The organism is Streptomyces sp. NPDC045695 (assembly GCF_056432025.1).
The window spans coordinates 140,401-155,190 of sequence record NZ_JBWKJU010000016.1; the positions used below are offsets into that span (position 1 = coordinate 140,401).

Here is a 14,790-nt window from a genome sequence, read left to right on the forward strand (position 1 = left end):
GGCGAGCGCGGGCCGGCGGGGCCGGGCCTGCTTCAATGGGCCCGTGATCGAGATCGTGGTGGTCGTCCTCGGGGCGGCCGGGGCCGGGTGGCTGCTGCGGCGCAAGCACCGCGCGCGGGTGGCCGCCGGGCCCGTGGCGGGTATCCCCGGCATGGCGCGGCAGCCGGCCGGACAGGGCCGCTGGCGGCCGGGCCGGCTGTACGCCGACGGGGGCGCGGCCCGCTGGGTCCCGCAGCGCGGCGAGCCCCTGCCACTGCCGGGCGCCCGGGCCACCGGCCTGCGGGTGCCGTCCGTGAAGGAGGGCATCTCCATCAACCCCGGCTCGCGGATCGTCACCTGCACCTACGAGGGCGGCGGGAGCATCGAGATCGCCGTCATGCCACTGGACGTGCGCGAACTGCTGGAGGCCGTACCGCAGGCCGCCAGCGCCAGCGCCACCGATACGGATACGGATACGGGTGCGGATGCGGGCTGAGGCCCCTGGAGGCAGAGCACCGGGCGGGGAACGGCCGAACACGCCGTTCCCCGCCCGGTGTCGCTCCTAGCCGACGACCGTGATGCTGTCGCAGCCGTAGAAGCTGAGCGGTCCGTTCGGGCCGAGGAAGCGCCCGAAGACGCAGCCGCTGGTGTCGGCCGTGGTCAGAGCGAGGTCGCGGGGCCGGTAGTGCGTGAGCGCGTCCAGGTCGCCGTCACGTCGGACCTCGTCCCGCTCCAGGCTGTCCTCGGGATGGATCCTGTTGTGGAGCTCGGGCACCCCCCTGCCGAGCAGCAGCAGGCTCGGGGATCCGAAGCGCAGCGAGGGCGCGTCGATCCGGGTCGCGTCGAAGGCGAGCGGGTTCCCGTACTCGCCCGCCGTGGTGGTCAGCACCGCCACCGGCAGGGTGCTGCCGCCCAGGTTGACCGGGTTCCTGGCGGAGCCCGGCTGGATGTTGATGGTCACCGGGACGGCGCAGTCGACCGTCAGCCGCTCGGTGCGCCGGTTGTCGGTGGGGTCGAGATCGATCACGGAGGCACGCTTGGGCGTCACGGACGTGGTGAAGTCCAGCGTGTGCGCGCCGGGCGCGGTGCAGGTGACGGAGTAGGTCTTCACCAGCCGCTGGGGTGTCCCCACGGCCAGCGAGACGTCCGTCGTCTCCCCCGCGGCGGGGGTGATGGTGACCCCCGGACCGGCGACCACCGTGCGCTCCACGCGCGCGTCGGCCGGACCGTCCGGGCCGGCGTTGGAGACGGTGCTGGTGACGCTCACGGCGACGGGCTTGCCCAGCACCGCGAAGAGCGGCGCGGTCGGCTCCACGGCGTCGACCGACAGGTCGCTCTCCAGGCAGTCGGGATCGGCGGGGTGGGCCACGCAGAAGTCACGGATGGCCGGCTTGACGTCTACCGTGACGACGTCCCGGTTCAAGGCCACGTCGGTGATGGTCATGGTGGAGAGCTCCGGCGAGAACGGCACGATGAAGCTGCCCGATCCGCTCTGCCTGACGTCCATGCGCTCCGTGTCGCCGTGCGAGAAGACCCACAGCGGGCTCCAGGCGTTCAGGCGGTCGGTCACGGTGCCGTCCACGTCCGTGAGGTTGAGCTTCAGGATCGGCGGGTCGCCGATGTGCGTGTGGGCCCGCTGAAGGCTGACCGACGTACGGTCGACGGTGGCCTGGGTACGGCTGGCGAAGGTGACCCGGGCGACGACCGCTTTCGCTGGGTCGTCGTAGTCGAGGACGGGAAGCGGGATGGTGGCCGGATCTGGGTCGTCGAACCGGGAGGAGTCGGCGGAGCCGCGCAACGGGGCGATCACCAGGGTGAGCACCACCATGACGAGCACCGCGAACAGTGAACGGTGACGGTTCATCGTGGCCCCCTCAGCATTTCGCCGACGAGCAGTCGTCGAAGATCAGCTTGTATCTGCGGAGGTCGGCGGCGTTCGCCGGACCGGTGTTGTTGAACATCACGTCTTCGGGGGTGGGTTCGGAGCTGAACCAGTCCGGGTCGGGCCACCAGTCGGTCGTCCGCTCCCACTGGTGGCAGGCGGTCGCCTCACGGTTCAGGGCGGGCGCGTCGACGATGCAGGCGGCCATGTCCTCGTAGACGTTGGGCGCGACCTCCTGCTGCCAGTAGCCACCGATCAGGGGGTACTCGTCGGCGAGCCCGAAGGGCTGGTGCCCGGTCTCGTGGGTGACCACCTGGAGGGCGTCGCCGCGCACGCTGGTGTCGACCACTCCGGAGAAGATGCGGTCGCCGCGCAGGGCGCAGTCGCGCTGGTTCTTGCGGTGCAGGATGGCGCCGGCGTCCGCGAAGGCGAAGCCCTCGTCCCAGCCGGCGGGCAGGTCGTGGTCGCAGTCTCCGTCGGTGAAGTCGTCGGCCCGTGCCTGCGCACGCGCGATCCAGAAGTTGAACTTGTCCTGGTTGGCGAGGAAGTTGTCGAAGCCGTAGTAGGAGGTGTCGATGACGCTGCGGACGTCGATCAGGAACTGCGGGTCGTCGAAACCCGTGTAGCTGTCCCGGTCCGCGACGAAGACGATGTCGAGCCGGCTGGAGCGGGGGCCGCTGTAGGAGATCGGCAGCGGCTCGGCCGAGTTGCCCGGGTTGACGTCCACACGGCGCCAGCCGGTGAAGAGCCCCGTGGCGCCCTCGCGCAGGCGGCAGCCGTAGACGAGGTCTCCGCCCTCGGCGGGAGTGAAGGTGAGCGACGTACTGTTCGCGCCGGACACCCTCCGGTCGGCCACCGGCACGCGTTCGGCGGTGCCCGAGACGTTCCGTACGGCCGTGATCTGCAGCTCATCGGCGATCACGGTGGGCATCAGCGCACCGTCGAGCGCGGTGGCCGTGATCGTCACGGGGTTGCCCACCGTAGGCCTGATGGTGCTGGAGGTGCACCTGATGCGCAGGCCCGGGGCGCTGGGCGGGTCGTCGGCCTCCACCCTGTACGTCACCTCGGCCCGGTCCTCCGCGGTGCCGGAGGAGACGCGGCTCCCCGCGCAGCCCTCTCCGTCGCCCGGGCCGAAGAACACCCGGCACGGGGAGACGCCCATCTGGAAGTTGATGCCCCGTCCCACCACGGGGGACGCGTCGTACTGGTCGTCGCCGGCGCAGAAGCCGCCGTCCTCGTCCCACACCTCGATGGTGACGGGGAGTTTCGCGACGCCGCTGCTCTGATCGAGGGTGGCGACGTCGACCTCGGTGGAGAACTCCCAGCCGGGGCTGATGTCGGTCTGGCCCTCCAGGTCGTCCTGCTCCTCGGTGTCCTCGTTGTTGAAGGCCACGCCGTTGATGAAGACCTTCGCGTACCAGTCGACCGACCCGCACGCCCCTTCCTCCGAGCTGTGGAGCGCCCTGATGCGGTCGAGCGTGACCGTCACCTTCACGTTGGGCGCGGCGTTGGCGGTCGGCGTCAGCACGGCGAGGAGCCCTGTGCAGACGGCGAGAACCAGGATCAGGCTCAGACAGTGCTGCCGCACCGTCTTCCTTCCGTGGGGCGGCCCCTCAAGGCCGCCAACCGTATGTCCCACCCGTATGCCCCTCTGGTCGACCATATCCGGGGAAAACGGAGCGTAACCACACGGTCGGCGCGTCGTTCGACTGCCGCGCCCGCAAGGCAGCTTGAGGGCGATAAGAGGGATCACCCGATAATGGAGCAATACGCAGGGCCGTCCGCGACTCAAGTGTTGAGTTCCGCCAGGACGCGCAGGGTGTGGGGGTCCGGGGCCGTGAGGAGCAGGTCGGTGACCGGGCCCTTGCGCCACAGCTCCAGGCGTTCGGCGATGCGCTCGCGGGGGCCGATCAGCGAGATCTCGTCGGCGAACGCGTCCGGGACGGCCAGGACGGCCTCCTCCTTGCGACCGGCGAGGAACAGCTCCTGGATGCGGCGGGCCTCCTCCTCGTAGCCCATCCGGGCCATCAGGTCGGCGTGGAAGTTGCGGGCCGCGTGGCCCATGCCGCCGATGTAGAAGCCGAGCATCGCCTTGACCGGCAGGAGGCCCTCCGCGACGTCGTCGCAGACCTTGGCCCGGGCCATCGGGGCGATCATGAAGCCGTCGGGAAGGTCGGTGAGCGCGGCCCGGTAGACGTCCGTGCGGGTCGGTGACCAGTACAGGGGGAGCCAGCCGTCCGCGATGCGGGTGGTCTGGGCGATGTTCTTCGGGCCCTCCGCGCCGAGCAGGACCGGCAGGTCGGCCCGCAGCGGGTGGGTGATCGGCTTGAGGGGTTTGCCGATGCCGGTGCCGTCCGGGCCGCGGTACGGGTGGCTGTGGAAGCGGCCGTCCAGTGCGACGGGGCCCTCGCGGCGCAGCACTTGGCGGATGACGTCGACGTACTCGCGCGTCGCGGTGAGCGGGCTCGCGGGGAAGGGCCGCCCGTACCAGCCCTCGACCACCTGCGGCCCGGACAGCCCCAGGCCGAGCATCATCCGGCCGCCGGAGAGGTGGTCCAGGGTCAGGGCGTGCATGGCGGTGGCGGTGGGGGTGCGGGCGGCCATCTGCGCGATCGCCGTGCCGAGGCGGATGCGGGAGGTGTGCGCGGCGATCCAGGTCAGCGGGGTGAAGGCGTCCGAGCCCCAGGCCTCCGCGGTCCACACCGAGTCGTAGCCGAGGCTCTCGGCCAGGGTGGCGAGGTCGAGGTGGGCGGGGTGGGGGCCGCGGCCCCAGTAGCCGAGTGCGAGTCCTAGGCGCATGTACGGTCCCCTCCGGCGAGCCGTCTGCTGACGAAGCGTCAGGTGACTGTAGGGCAAAGGCCCCCCGCCCGGAAGGGTGGGGGGCCTTTGCCGTGGGTCCCGTGTGCGGCGCCGTTGCCGGGGGCGATGCCCCCGGGCCCCCGCGCCTCAAACGCCGGCGGGGCTGATGTTCAGCCGCGCTGGATGCCCGAGGTGTCGTTCAGGATGCCGCGGCGGCCGTCCTGGGTCTGAGCGATCAGGGTGGCCGGGCCGCGCTGCTCCACGGCCAGGTACCAGGTGCCCGGGGCGAGCTCGGCGATCGGGGTGGGGGAGCCGTCCTCGGCGAAGAGGGGGCGGGCCACCGGAACGGCGAACCAGAACGGCGAGAAGTCCGCCGCCGGGGCGGGCGCCGGGGTCGGGGTCGGCGCCGGACCCTGCTGGGCGTCCTGCGGGGTGCCGCCGTACGGAGGGGCCGGCTGCGGGGTAGAGCCGTACGGCTGCGGCTGGCCGCCCGGGTAGCCGTACCCGGCACCCGGCTGCGGCTGTCCCCCGTACGGCGGGACCGCGGCCGGCTTCGGCTCCGGCACGAGCTGGCCCGCGAGCGCCGGCACCTTGGCGCCGAAGAGGGCGACACCGGCCAGGGCCAGGGTGGCGAGGAAGGCGATGATCGCGCCCGCGCCCAGGTCGAGCCGGGACGGGCAGGTGATCAGGGCCCACAGCGCGGACCAGGCCGCCGAGACCGCGAGTGCGCTGCCCCACGCCGACAGCGGCAGGCCCAGCACCTTGCGGGTCTCCGGCTGGAAACGGCCGGCGATGAGCAGCCCGACCGCGATGAAGCCGATGAGGAAGACCGTGGGGAGCACCAGGGCGTAGGAGTCGGTGTCCCACGCGTTCGGCAGGTCGGCGCCGGTCATGGAGTAGAAATCAAGGAACGAGGCGATGAACAGCAGCACCGCTGCTCCGATCACCACGCCGTCGCCTCGAGTGAGGGAGCGGATGTTCACGTCTTAGGTGTCCTTCTCGGTCTCGGTCGTCTCGTGGTGCCGCATGCGCAGACCATGCCCGGAGCGGGCGGGCGGGCACCATGGTACGGAGGTTCCGCGCAGCCGAGAGGATCGGGGCGGTGACCAAGTCCCGGCGGGACTCCCGAGGGGACTACCCGCCCAGGAAGCCGACGATGCCGTCCGCGATGCCCTGGGCCGCCTGTTGGCGCCACTGCGGACTCGTCAGCTGCGCCGCGTCCTTGGCATCACGCATGTTGCCGCATTCGATGAACACCTTGGGCTGGGTCGACAGGTTCAGTCCGCCGAGGTCGTCGCGGACGACCAGACCGGTACCGGCGCCGAGGTAGTTGGCGGGCGCCGAGCCGGTGGTGCGGGCGAAGTTCCCGGCGATGCGCTCGCCGAGCTCGCGGGAGGGCCCGACGATCGGCGCGGTGTCGGCGCCGCCGCCCTTGACCTTGGCCGGGAGGATCACGTGGAAGCCGCGGTTGCCCGCGGAGACGCCGTCGGCGTGGACGGACACCACGGCGTCGGCCTTCGCCTCGTTGCCGATGCGGGCGCGTTCGGTGATGCAGGGCCCCCAGGGGCGGTCGGCCTGGTGGGTGAGGGCGACCTTGACGCCCTGGGCCTCCAGGATGGCCCGCAGGCGCTGGGAGACGTCGAGGGTGAACTCGGCTTCCATGTAACCGGAGTTGGTGGTGGTGCCGGTGGTGTCGCACTCCTTGCGGCCCGTACCGATGTCCACCTGCTGGTCGATCTCAGCGGTGTGCTGGAAGTTGCCGGTGTTGTGGCCGGGGTCGATGACCACCGTCTTGCCGGCGAGCGGACCCTTGGCGGGCGCGGCAGCCGTGGTGCTCGCGCTCGTGCCGGGGCTCGTACCGGGGTCCGCGCTCGGCGTGGCCGTGGCCCCCGGCTTCGCGTCCCGCTGGCCCGATGACAGGGCCGAGTGCGACGCGGGCAGCGGGAGCAGCCGGGGCTGCTGCCCGTCCGGCCCGGCCCCGGCGAGCACCTGGGTCACCACCCAGCCCGCCAGGCAGGCCGGGGCGATCGCGGCGGCCGCGACGACCAGGGTGGAGCGACGCACGAACCACGGCCGGTCCGGACTGACCGACGCGGCGGACTCGGGGGGCGGGGGAGTGTCGTCGTTGCGCACGCCGCGATGCTAGACCGCTGCGCGGTTGCGCGGCCGGATCCTGGGCCATCCGAGGGCGCGGTGCGCTTATATGAGGGGAGCGTCGTCCCACCCGTCGGTAGATTCCAGCATTCGCCGCGAGCTACCGGAGGGATCCGTACATGTCTGAGACCAGCGCAGTCGGTTCAGGGACCGAGACCGCCCGGGGCCTTCTCTTCCGGGGGAGCGACGTCAAGGAACTCAGTGACCTGATAAGCGTGCGGTTCGCGCCCCATCGATTATCGGTTCTGGCCGATCATCCCCTCGACGGCCGTTTCCGGTCCGTCCATGAAGGGGCGCTCGCGGTGTACGAGCTGGGGTATGGCGCAGAGGTCGATGTCACGCCCGGAGTGCCGCTGGACTTCTACAACATCCACGTCCCACTCGCCGGCGACGGCACCGTGACCATGAACGGAAAGACGCTCTCCTCCCCGCTCAGCATCGCGGGACCGGAGCAGAAGCTGTCGATGCGCTGGAGCCACGACAGCGTGAACCGGGCTTTGATCATCCCGCGCCAGATCATCGATCAGGCCCTTGCCGTCCGGCTCGGCGACATGCCCCAGAGGCCCGTTGGCTTCGTTCCGGTCCTCGATGACCGGGCCGGCCCGGTGAGGGCGTGGCTGAGCGTGGTGAAGCACTTCGCCGAGTTCGCCGACTCCTCCCTCGCCGCCCGTTCGCCCATGTCGGTACAGCAATTCGAGCGACTCCTCGTGGACGGTTTGCTGGATGCACAGCCTCACGTGCTCAGTGAAGCAGTGTCCGGCCGCGGCTGCGCAGCCCTGCCCAGCGCCGTACGCCGCGCCGCGAACTTCTGCGCCGAACACGCCGGCGAACCCATCTCGGTGGCCGATATGGCTCAGGCCGCCCGGGTCGGCGTGCGGAGTCTGCGAGAGGGCTTCCGGACGCACATGGCCACCACCCCGCTGGCGTATCTGCGCAGTGTGAGGCTGGACCTCGCGCGGCGCGATCTCCTGGCCGTTGGCGAAGGCCACGCGTCGAAGACGGTCACCGATGTGGCCCTGCGCTGGGGGTTCACCCACCTGGGCCGATTCGCCGGCCACTATCGCAAAGCGTACGGGGAGACCCCTTCGCAGACGGTGCGCAGCGCCCGTTGCGTCCGGTGAAACCGAGGGGCCGGGCGCTGCGCTATCCGGAAACGTGTCCGCGCCCCGCCGAAAGCGGATAGCTGCACGACTCGCGCCAGGGTCATGCTGTGGTCCTGCCGGCCCGGGTCACCCCCGAGGCCCGCACGCGACGCATCTTCGTACGGCCCCCATCCAACGTGGCTCGGCGGGATGCCCTCACGGCCGCTCAGAGCAGCTCGTTTCCAGACCGTAATGCACAAAGCAAACGGGGAGAACTCATCATGCAGCTCAAGCGAACTCTCGCTGTCGGCGCCTGCGCCTTCGTCCTGTCCATGGCCCTCGCACCGGCGTCGGCGACGGCGCTGGAGGCGGACACGGGTGGTAACGCCCCGGCGCCGCTCCTGGCACGGTTCATAGAGGGCGGCGGGGCGACGGATTTCGCTCTCCAAGCCGAGCCCGCCGTCGGATACATCTACAACCAGAGCGGCAAGTGCCTGGAGATTTCGAACTCCTCCACCGCCAATGGCGCGCGGGCCCAGCAGTGGGACTGCAACGGGCAGGCCGGCTCGAACTGGAGCATGGCTGACGCGGGCGGCGGCACCTACTACCTCGTCAACGCCCACAGCGGAAAGTGCCTGGAGATCGAGAACTCCAGTACGGCCAACGGCGCGCGGGCCCAGCAGTGGGACTGCAAGGGCCAGGCCGGCTCGAAGTGGAAGTTCTACGTGGTCGGGGGCACCGCCGCACGGGTCGTCAACGCCAAGAGCGGAAAGTGCCTGGAGATCGAGAACTCCTCCAAGTCCAACGGTGCGCGGGCGCAGCAGTGGGACTGCAACGGCCAGCCCGGGGCGTACTGGCACTAGGGCGCCACGCCCGGCCGAGAAGGCCGAGAACCATGACCTCCGTGCGGCTCCGGACCGCACGGAGGTCCTTTCACACCCTGACTCTGCGACTACGCGTCGCGGTCCCGCCGTAGGGCCTGGATGAGCCAGGAGTGCACGGGGGCCAGGCCGTAGAGAGTCGTAGCGCACCGCCTGCGTCCGACCCTGGACCCGTACATCTAGACGGCGGAGCCGGTCCGGCGCAGGACGCGCAGGGAGTCGGTGACGGAGATCTCCTCGAAGGCGCCGGAGGCCAGGGCGCGCAGGTAGATCCGGTACGGGGCCTGGCCGCCGTCGGCCGGATCCGGGAACACGTCGTGGATGACGAGCGTGCCGCCCAGCGCGACGTGCGGGGCCCAGCCCTCGTAGTCGCCGGTGGCGTGCTCGTCGGTGTGGCCGCCGTCGATGAAGACGAAGCCGAGCTTGCCGCCCCAGGCGGCGGCGACCTGCGGGGAGCGGCCGACGATCGCGATCACGTGGTCTTCGAGACCCGCGCGGTGGAGGGTGCGGCGGAAGGTCGGCAGGGTGTCCATCAGGCCGATCTCCGGGTCCACGACGCTGGGATCGTGGTACTCCCAGCCCGGCTGCTGCTCCTCGCTGCCCCGGTGGTGGTCGACGGTGATCGCGGCCACCCCGGCCTCGCGGGCGGCGTCGGCGAGCAGGATGGTGGAGCGACCGCAGTACGTCCCGACCTCCAGCAGCGGCAGGCCCAGCGCGGCGGCCTCGGCGGCCGCCCCGTACAGGGCGAGGCCCTCGCGCACGGGCATGAACCCCTTGGCGGCCTCGAAAGCGGCAAGGGTCTCCGGCTTGGGGGTGGCGGCCATGGGTTCCTCCGGCGTTCAGCGTGTCGTGGCGGCCCATGGTGCCCTACCGCCCGGTAGGGCACCATGCCGGGGCCCGCCCGCCCCGGGCCCGCCCGGCCCCCGTCCGCCGCCGCCGTCGTGGACAGGTGACGGTGATGGAGCAGGTCGCGTCGACGGGGCACTCCACGGAGTCCGTCACCACCTCGTAGCCGGTGAACCCGCCCGAACCCGAGCCCGAACCGCTGGAGGTGGACTGCGCGCTCTGGGAACAGTTGATGTTCTGGGTGCCGTTGAACGTGTTGTTCGCCCCTGGCTGCCCGGTCGGGAAGCAGGCGACGGTGACCGAGGGCACGTCGAGGGGCGAGAGCTGAGAGCCTTTCGTCGGCTACTTCAGCAGGCTGCCGAGGCCGGGGGCGTTGGCCGGTGCCGGGGACAGCCCGGACACGAGGCCGGCGACCTGGCGCTTGGCGTGCCGGACCGTCGGAGTGAGGAAGCGCAGCGACGGCAGGTTGTCCAGGCCGAGGGGACTGGCGCTCGGGCGCCCGGGGGCGGGAGCGGCCTGGGCGGCGGGAGCGGAGGCGAGCCCGACGGCGAGTGCCAGGGCTGCCCCCGACACGATGCGGGAAACAGTGAGGTGAGCCATGACGGCCCCAACGCCCTTGGAGCCACCCGGTGATGGGCCCTGGGACGGGCGGGGCGGTTCTTTCGCCCGACTGGAGCCGCCGATTACGCGATTTGTGTTACCTGAACGCGATCGCGTGGTTACGCTCGGCTACGGAGACCAACGAGACGAGCTTGAGGGGTGGCTGCCCATGGTCGGCGTCCGCGTACTCGACCCCAGCGCATCGCCGCTGGACTACTACGCCTACGAACTCCGCCGGCTGAGAGAGGCCGCCGGGCTGAAGCAGGCGCAACTGGGCGAGATCATCTACTGCACCGGCTCCCTGGTCGGCATGATCGAGAACACGAAACGGGTGCCAACGCGGGACTTCTCGGAGCGGGTGGACGCGGCGCTGGGCACGGACGGGCATTTTTCGCGGCTGGTGGGGCTGGTCCTGCGGAGCGTGCTGCCGACGTGGTTCCAGGCGTACGCGGAGATGGAGGCCCGGGCCGCGTATCTCTCGACGTACCAGGCCCAGTTGGTCTACGGGCTGTTGCAGACCGAGGACTACGCGCGAGCGGTACTGGGTGTCCGGGGTGAGGGAGACCTGGATGCGAAGGTGGCCGCCCGGATGGAGCGCCAGCGCATCCTGGACCGCGAGAACCCGCCATTGATGTGGGTGGTGCTGAGTGAGGCCGTGCTGCACCAGGAGATCGGCGGCCGGGAGGTCATGCGGAACCAGCTTGCCCACTTGCTGGCCCAGCAGAGCCGGGAGTGGGTCCAGGTGCAGATTCTGCCTTTCGAGGCGGGTGCCCATGCCGGACTCCCGGGCTCGTTCAACATCCTGCGGTTCGACGACGACCCGGACCTCGTCTATACCGAGGACTTCGTCCAGGGGTATATGACGGCCAATCCCCAGGCCCTCAGGGAGGGTTCGCTCCGATACGATCATTTGCAGGCCGCCGCCCTCTCCCTGGAGAAATCGGCGGCGCTGATCGCCCGCGTATTGGAGGAACGTTATGGAGACCATCCAGGACCTGTCGGGCGCGCGGTGGCGTAAGTCCTCGTTCAGCTCGGACACCGGTGGCGACTGCGTCGAGTGCGCCCCGCTCGGCGCCGCCGCCTGGCGCAAGGCCTCGTACAGCGGTGACACCGGCGGCCAGTGCGTCGAGGTGGCCACCCAGCCTTGTCTGGTCGCCGTCCGGGATTCCAAGAACCCCGACGGGCCCGCCTTCACCGTCAGCCCCACCGCGTTCGCCGCGTTCGTCAGCGCCCTGTAGGAGGGGAGCCCGCCCCGCGCCACCTCACGCGCGGGGCTTCGCGCGCACGTGCATGCGCTCGCCCTGCCTGCCGAAGAGGCTGAGGACCTCGACCGGGCGCCCGTCCGCGCTGCTGAACCAGTGGGGTACGTGCGTGTCGAACTCGGCGACCTCGCCCGCGCCGAGGATCAGGTCGTGCTCCCCGAGGACGAGCCGTAGCCGGCCGTCGAGCACGTACAGCCACTCGTAGCCCTCGTGCGCGCGCAGGACCGGCTCGGTGCCCCGGTCGGGGATGATCATTTTGTACGCCTGGAGGGGACCCGGGGTCCGCGACAGCGGGACGTACGTACCGCCGCTCGCCAGCTTGCCCGGGGTCGCCCGGACCCGGGGATCGCCCACCTCGGGCGCGCCGACGAGGTCGTCCAGGGGTACCTGGTAGACGCCCGCGAGCGGGAGCAGCAGTTCCAGGCTGGGGCGGCGCTGGCCGGATTCCAGTCGGGACAGGGTGCTCTTGGAGATGCCGGTCGCCTCGGACAGTGCGGCCAGGGTGAGGCCGCGCTGGGCGCGCAGCCGCCTGAGCCGGGGGGCGACCTCGTCGAGGACGGTGCGGTAGGGCGCGTCCGGTGTGTCGGGTGCGTCGGTGCTGGCCATGGGGGTCATTCCATCCGGCTGTCCCGGAAACGGCAACAGGAGTTGCCGCTCTTCGCGCGGCGGGCGCACGCTCCGCGCCATGAACACAGACCTGACCTCAGATGGCGCAGAGCAGACGCAGAAACAGGCAGGGACGCGGAGGCCTTCGGCCCGCTGGGCGCTCGCCGGACTGTCGCTGTCCGTGCTGCTGTCCTCGCTCGGCACCAGCATCGCCAACGTCGCCCTGCCGACCCTGGCCGACGCCTTCAGCACTTCCTTCCAGAGCGTCCAGTGGGTCGTCCTCGCCTACCTCCTGGCCATCACGACCCTGATCGTCAGCGTCGGACGGCTCGGTGACCTCATGGGCCGCCGCCGGCTGCTGCTGGCCGGAATCCTCCTCTTCTCCGCGGCCTCGGTGGTGTGCGGCCTGGCGCCTTCGCTGGGGGTGCTGATCGCGGCCCGCGCCGCGCAGGGCCTGGGGGCGGCCGTGATGATGGCCCTGACCATGGCGTTCGTCGGTGACACCGTCCCGAAGGAGCGGACGGGCAGCGCCATGGGGCTGCTCGCGACGATGTCGGCGACCGGTACCGCTCTCGGCCCGTCGCTGGGCGGAGCGCTCATATCCGCACTGGACTGGCGGGCGGTCTTCCTCGTCAACGTGCCGCTCGGCATCCTGGCCCTCCTCCTCGCCCACTGCCACCTGCCCGCCGGGCGGCCCGAGTCCGGCGCGGAGCGGCGGCGGCCCCGCTTCGACCCCCTGGGCACCCTGCTGCTCGCGCTGACGCTCGGGGCCTACGCCCTCGCGATGACGACGGGCCGCGGCGGTTTCGGTGCGGTCAACGCGGCTCTCGTGGTGGCCGCCGTCCTCGGGGCCGGTCTCTTCGTGCGCGTGGAGAGGCGGGCGGCGTCGCCGTTGGTGCAGCCGGCCGTCTTCCGTGATCCGGGGCTGGGGGCGAGTCTGGGCGCGAGTGCGCTCGTCTCCACGGTGATGATGGCGACGCTGGTGGTCGGGCCCTTCCACCTCTCGCGCGCCCTCGGCCTCCAGGCGGCCGCCGTGGGCCTCGTCCTGTCGGTCGGTCCGCTGGTCGCCGCGCTGGCCGGGGTGCCGGCGGGCCGCATCGCGGATCGCTTCGGTGCCCACCGCATGACCGTCGCCGGGCTCGCGGCCATGGTGGTCGGCGCGCTCGTCCTGGCCGCGCTGCCGAGGAGTCTCGGCGTCCTGGGGTACGTGGCTCCCCTCGTGGTCGTGACCGCCGGTTACGCGCTGTTCCAGACGGCCAACACCACCGCCGCCATGGCGGACGTCGGGCCGGACCGGCGGGGGGTGGTCTCCGGGATGCTCAACCTCTCTCGCAACCTCGGGCTGATCACCGGCGCTTCCGTGATGGGCGCCGTGTTCGCCTTCGCGTCGGGGACGAGCGACATCACGACGGCGGGCGCCCCGGCCGTGGCCACCGGCACGCGGGTCACCTTCGCCGTCGCGGCGCTGCTGATCGGCCTCGCGCTGGGCCTCGCCCTCGCGGGATCCCGGCCGACGAAGTTGCCTGTCACGGCCGTATCCCCAGCGCCTCCTTCACGAAGGTGCTGCAATCCCCGGTGACGGAGAGGACGCGCGTCACATCGGCCACGGAGGCGTTCGCGCGAATCTTCACCAGAGAGGTCGCCGCTTCGGTCCCGACTTTGAAGAGAGCTTCTCTGTAGCCGATCAACGCAGCGTCTTTCGTGGAAACTCCCTGCTGACGCTGATCGTCCATCGTCTCGGCGAAAGTACCCAATGCCCCTGCGGTGATGCCAAAGGGTTGCAGGTTCCTGCCGCATTTGTTGATCGCGTTCAGCTCGTCTTGGAGGTCGCTGTCGGACAGCTTGGGCCCCTCGTTGACAGTGAACCCTGCGCTTCCACTGGCTTCACCCTGGTCGAAGACCGCGTGGGCGGTGTTCGTCTTCTTGCCGAAGAGATCGTTGCTGTGCCCCTCCCCCAGCCGGGTGGTGATGCCCATGCGGATGGCAATCCTGACGCTCCCGCCAGGGGCGATATCCGAAACGGCGCACGTGAGCCGGGTCTGGTCTGCGGGGATGGGGGCGCATGGTTGGGGTTCACCTGCCGCTGCCAGCCAATCCGCATCGAGCACTGGGCCCATCTCGGGCCCGAAATTGTCGATGACTTTCACATTGGTCGCTGTGCTGTTTCCGTGATTGACCACCTCGATAATGAAACCTTGGAGCTCGCCGGGGGTGACCGACGAAACCATCGCCACCTTTTTGACGGTTACGTCCGGCGCTGGATTACTCGGCTGATCTGGAATCGTCGGGGGCAGAGTCGGAATGCCGGGCCGCACCGGCGGTGCGGGCGGCACCGGCTGATCCAACTGCGGACGCGCGGGGGGTTCCGGCGGCGGGGGCGGTGGTTTCGGCGGGGGTGGCTTGGGTGCCACTGGCTGGACCGGCTTTGGTGGCTTGGGTGCCGTTGGGTGGTCCGGCTTCGGGGGTGGCTTGGGTGCCACTGGCTGGACCGGCTTTGGTGGCTTGGGTGCCGTTGGGTGGTCCGGTTTCGGGGGGGGCTTGGGTGGTACGGGGTGGGCCGGCTTTGGTGGCTTGGGTGCCGTTGGGTGGTCCGGTTTCGGGGGTGGCTTGGGTGGTACGGGGTGGGCCGGCTTTGGTGGCTTGGGTGCCGTTGGGTGGTCCGGTTTCGGGGGTGGCTTGGGTGGTACGGGGTGGGCCGG

The 14,790-nt window shown here is 70.9% G+C and carries 16 protein-coding genes; 7 read left to right on the forward strand and 9 right to left on the reverse strand.

The features are described from left to right. Window positions 1–43: 43 nt before the first annotated feature. Window positions 44–475, forward strand: coding sequence for a hypothetical protein (locus AC07DU_RS25080; protein WP_479113679.1), 432 nt, complete (start codon window positions 44–46; stop codon window positions 473–475). 66 nt (window positions 476–541) lie between these two features. On the opposite strand, the gene AC07DU_RS25085 is transcribed toward AC07DU_RS25080, so the two are convergent. The 5 genes from AC07DU_RS25085 to AC07DU_RS25105 all read right to left on the reverse strand — a co-directional run bounded on the left by AC07DU_RS25085 (window position 542) and on the right by AC07DU_RS25105 (window position 6,793). Further along, window positions 542–1,843, reverse strand: coding sequence for a hypothetical protein (locus tag AC07DU_RS25085; protein ID WP_479113681.1), 1,302 nt, complete (start codon window positions 1,841–1,843; stop codon window positions 542–544). 10 nt (window positions 1,844–1,853) lie between these two features. After that, window positions 1,854–3,449, reverse strand: a complete 1,596-nt coding sequence (locus AC07DU_RS25090; protein WP_479113683.1) for a hypothetical protein — start codon at window positions 3,447–3,449, stop codon at window positions 1,854–1,856. Window positions 3,450–3,649: 200 nt separating this feature from the next. Then, entirely contained in the window at window positions 3,650–4,660 is a 1,011-nt protein-coding gene (locus tag AC07DU_RS25095; protein WP_479113685.1) for an LLM class F420-dependent oxidoreductase, read from the reverse strand. Between the two features lie 170 nt (window positions 4,661–4,830). Further along, window positions 4,831–5,643 (reverse strand): hypothetical protein, encoded by an 813-nt coding sequence (locus AC07DU_RS25100; protein ID WP_479034500.1) that lies wholly within the window; start codon window positions 5,641–5,643, stop codon window positions 4,831–4,833. A gap of 151 nt (window positions 5,644–5,794) precedes the next feature. Further along, window positions 5,795–6,793, reverse strand: coding sequence for an N-acetylmuramoyl-L-alanine amidase (locus AC07DU_RS25105; protein WP_479113687.1), 999 nt, complete (start codon window positions 6,791–6,793; stop codon window positions 5,795–5,797). 140 nt (window positions 6,794–6,933) lie between these two features. On the opposite strand from AC07DU_RS25105, the gene AC07DU_RS25110 reads away from it, so the two are divergent. Together AC07DU_RS25110 and AC07DU_RS25115 are read left to right on the forward strand one after the other, a co-directional pair. Next, complete coding sequence (locus AC07DU_RS25110; RefSeq protein WP_479113689.1) at window positions 6,934–7,935, forward strand: AraC family transcriptional regulator; 1,002 nt, start codon at window positions 6,934–6,936, stop codon at window positions 7,933–7,935. A gap of 242 nt (window positions 7,936–8,177) precedes the next feature. Beyond that, window positions 8,178–8,759 (forward strand): RICIN domain-containing protein, encoded by a 582-nt coding sequence (locus tag AC07DU_RS25115; protein ID WP_360897824.1) that lies wholly within the window; start codon window positions 8,178–8,180, stop codon window positions 8,757–8,759. Between the two features lie 197 nt (window positions 8,760–8,956). On the opposite strand, the gene AC07DU_RS25120 is transcribed toward AC07DU_RS25115, so the two are convergent. Next, window positions 8,957–9,601: a class I SAM-dependent methyltransferase gene (locus AC07DU_RS25120; RefSeq protein ID WP_360897826.1), complete on the reverse strand. Its 645-nt coding sequence runs from the start codon at window positions 9,599–9,601 to the stop codon at window positions 8,957–8,959. A 191-nt stretch (window positions 9,602–9,792) separates the two neighbouring features. Here AC07DU_RS25120 and AC07DU_RS25125 point away from each other — a divergent pair, with 191 nt between their 5' ends. Beyond that, complete coding sequence (locus AC07DU_RS25125; protein WP_479113691.1) at window positions 9,793–9,951, forward strand: hypothetical protein; 159 nt, start codon at window positions 9,793–9,795, stop codon at window positions 9,949–9,951. 14 nt (window positions 9,952–9,965) lie between these two features. Here the strand turns inward: AC07DU_RS25125 and AC07DU_RS25130 are convergent, their stop codons facing one another. Beyond that, a complete protein-coding gene (locus tag AC07DU_RS25130; protein ID WP_479113693.1) occupies window positions 9,966–10,223 on the reverse strand; it encodes a hypothetical protein in 258 nt (85 codons plus the stop codon). Between the two features lie 169 nt (window positions 10,224–10,392). On the opposite strand from AC07DU_RS25130, the gene AC07DU_RS25135 reads away from it, so the two are divergent. Together AC07DU_RS25135 and AC07DU_RS25140 are read left to right on the forward strand one after the other, a co-directional pair. Then, window positions 10,393–11,241, forward strand: a complete 849-nt coding sequence (locus AC07DU_RS25135; protein ID WP_479113695.1) for a helix-turn-helix domain-containing protein — start codon at window positions 10,393–10,395, stop codon at window positions 11,239–11,241. Continuing rightward, on the forward strand, window positions 11,201–11,461 hold the full coding sequence (locus AC07DU_RS25140) for a DUF397 domain-containing protein (RefSeq protein WP_479113697.1): 261 nt from the start codon (window positions 11,201–11,203) through the stop codon (window positions 11,459–11,461). The genes AC07DU_RS25135 and AC07DU_RS25140 overlap by 41 nt, the downstream gene beginning before the upstream one ends. 24 nt (window positions 11,462–11,485) lie before the next feature. Here AC07DU_RS25140 and AC07DU_RS25145 read toward each other — a convergent pair whose 3' ends face one another. Then, window positions 11,486–12,091, reverse strand: coding sequence for a helix-turn-helix domain-containing protein (locus AC07DU_RS25145; RefSeq protein WP_479113699.1), 606 nt, complete (start codon window positions 12,089–12,091; stop codon window positions 11,486–11,488). A gap of 79 nt (window positions 12,092–12,170) precedes the next feature. Between AC07DU_RS25145 and AC07DU_RS25150 the strand changes: the two genes are divergently transcribed. Continuing rightward, entirely contained in the window at window positions 12,171–13,670 is a 1,500-nt protein-coding gene (locus AC07DU_RS25150; protein WP_479113701.1) for an MFS transporter, read from the forward strand. On the opposite strand, the gene AC07DU_RS25155 is transcribed toward AC07DU_RS25150, so the two are convergent. Then, a complete protein-coding gene (locus AC07DU_RS25155) occupies window positions 13,618–14,424 on the reverse strand; it encodes a hypothetical protein (RefSeq protein WP_479113703.1) in 807 nt (268 codons plus the stop codon). The two genes, AC07DU_RS25150 and AC07DU_RS25155, sit on opposite strands and share 53 nt — an antisense overlap. Between the last annotated feature and the right edge of the window lie 366 nt (window positions 14,425–14,790).

Excerpts from the sequence above, each read along its gene's own strand:
- AC07DU_RS25085 (WP_479113681.1), bottom strand. The coding sequence starts at position 1,843 with ATGAACCGTCACCGTTCACTGTTCGCGGTGCTCGTCATGGTGGTGCTC.
- AC07DU_RS25095 (WP_479113685.1), bottom strand. The coding sequence starts at position 4,660 with ATGCGCCTAGGACTCGCACTCGGCTACTGGGGCCGCGGCCCCCACCCC.
- AC07DU_RS25110 (WP_479113689.1), top strand. The coding sequence starts at position 6,934 with ATGTCTGAGACCAGCGCAGTCGGTTCAGGGACCGAGACCGCCCGGGGC.
- AC07DU_RS25115 (WP_360897824.1), top strand. The coding sequence starts at position 8,178 with ATGCAGCTCAAGCGAACTCTCGCTGTCGGCGCCTGCGCCTTCGTCCTG.
- AC07DU_RS25120 (WP_360897826.1), bottom strand. The coding sequence starts at position 9,601 with ATGGCCGCCACCCCCAAGCCGGAGACCCTTGCCGCTTTCGAGGCCGCC.
- AC07DU_RS25130 (WP_479113693.1), bottom strand. The coding sequence starts at position 10,223 with ATGGCTCACCTCACTGTTTCCCGCATCGTGTCGGGGGCAGCCCTGGCA.
- AC07DU_RS25135 (WP_479113695.1), top strand. The coding sequence starts at position 10,393 with ATGGTCGGCGTCCGCGTACTCGACCCCAGCGCATCGCCGCTGGACTAC.
- AC07DU_RS25140 (WP_479113697.1), top strand. The coding sequence starts at position 11,201 with ATGGAGACCATCCAGGACCTGTCGGGCGCGCGGTGGCGTAAGTCCTCG.
- AC07DU_RS25145 (WP_479113699.1), bottom strand. The coding sequence starts at position 12,091 with ATGGCCAGCACCGACGCACCCGACACACCGGACGCGCCCTACCGCACC.
- AC07DU_RS25150 (WP_479113701.1), top strand. The coding sequence starts at position 12,171 with ATGAACACAGACCTGACCTCAGATGGCGCAGAGCAGACGCAGAAACAG.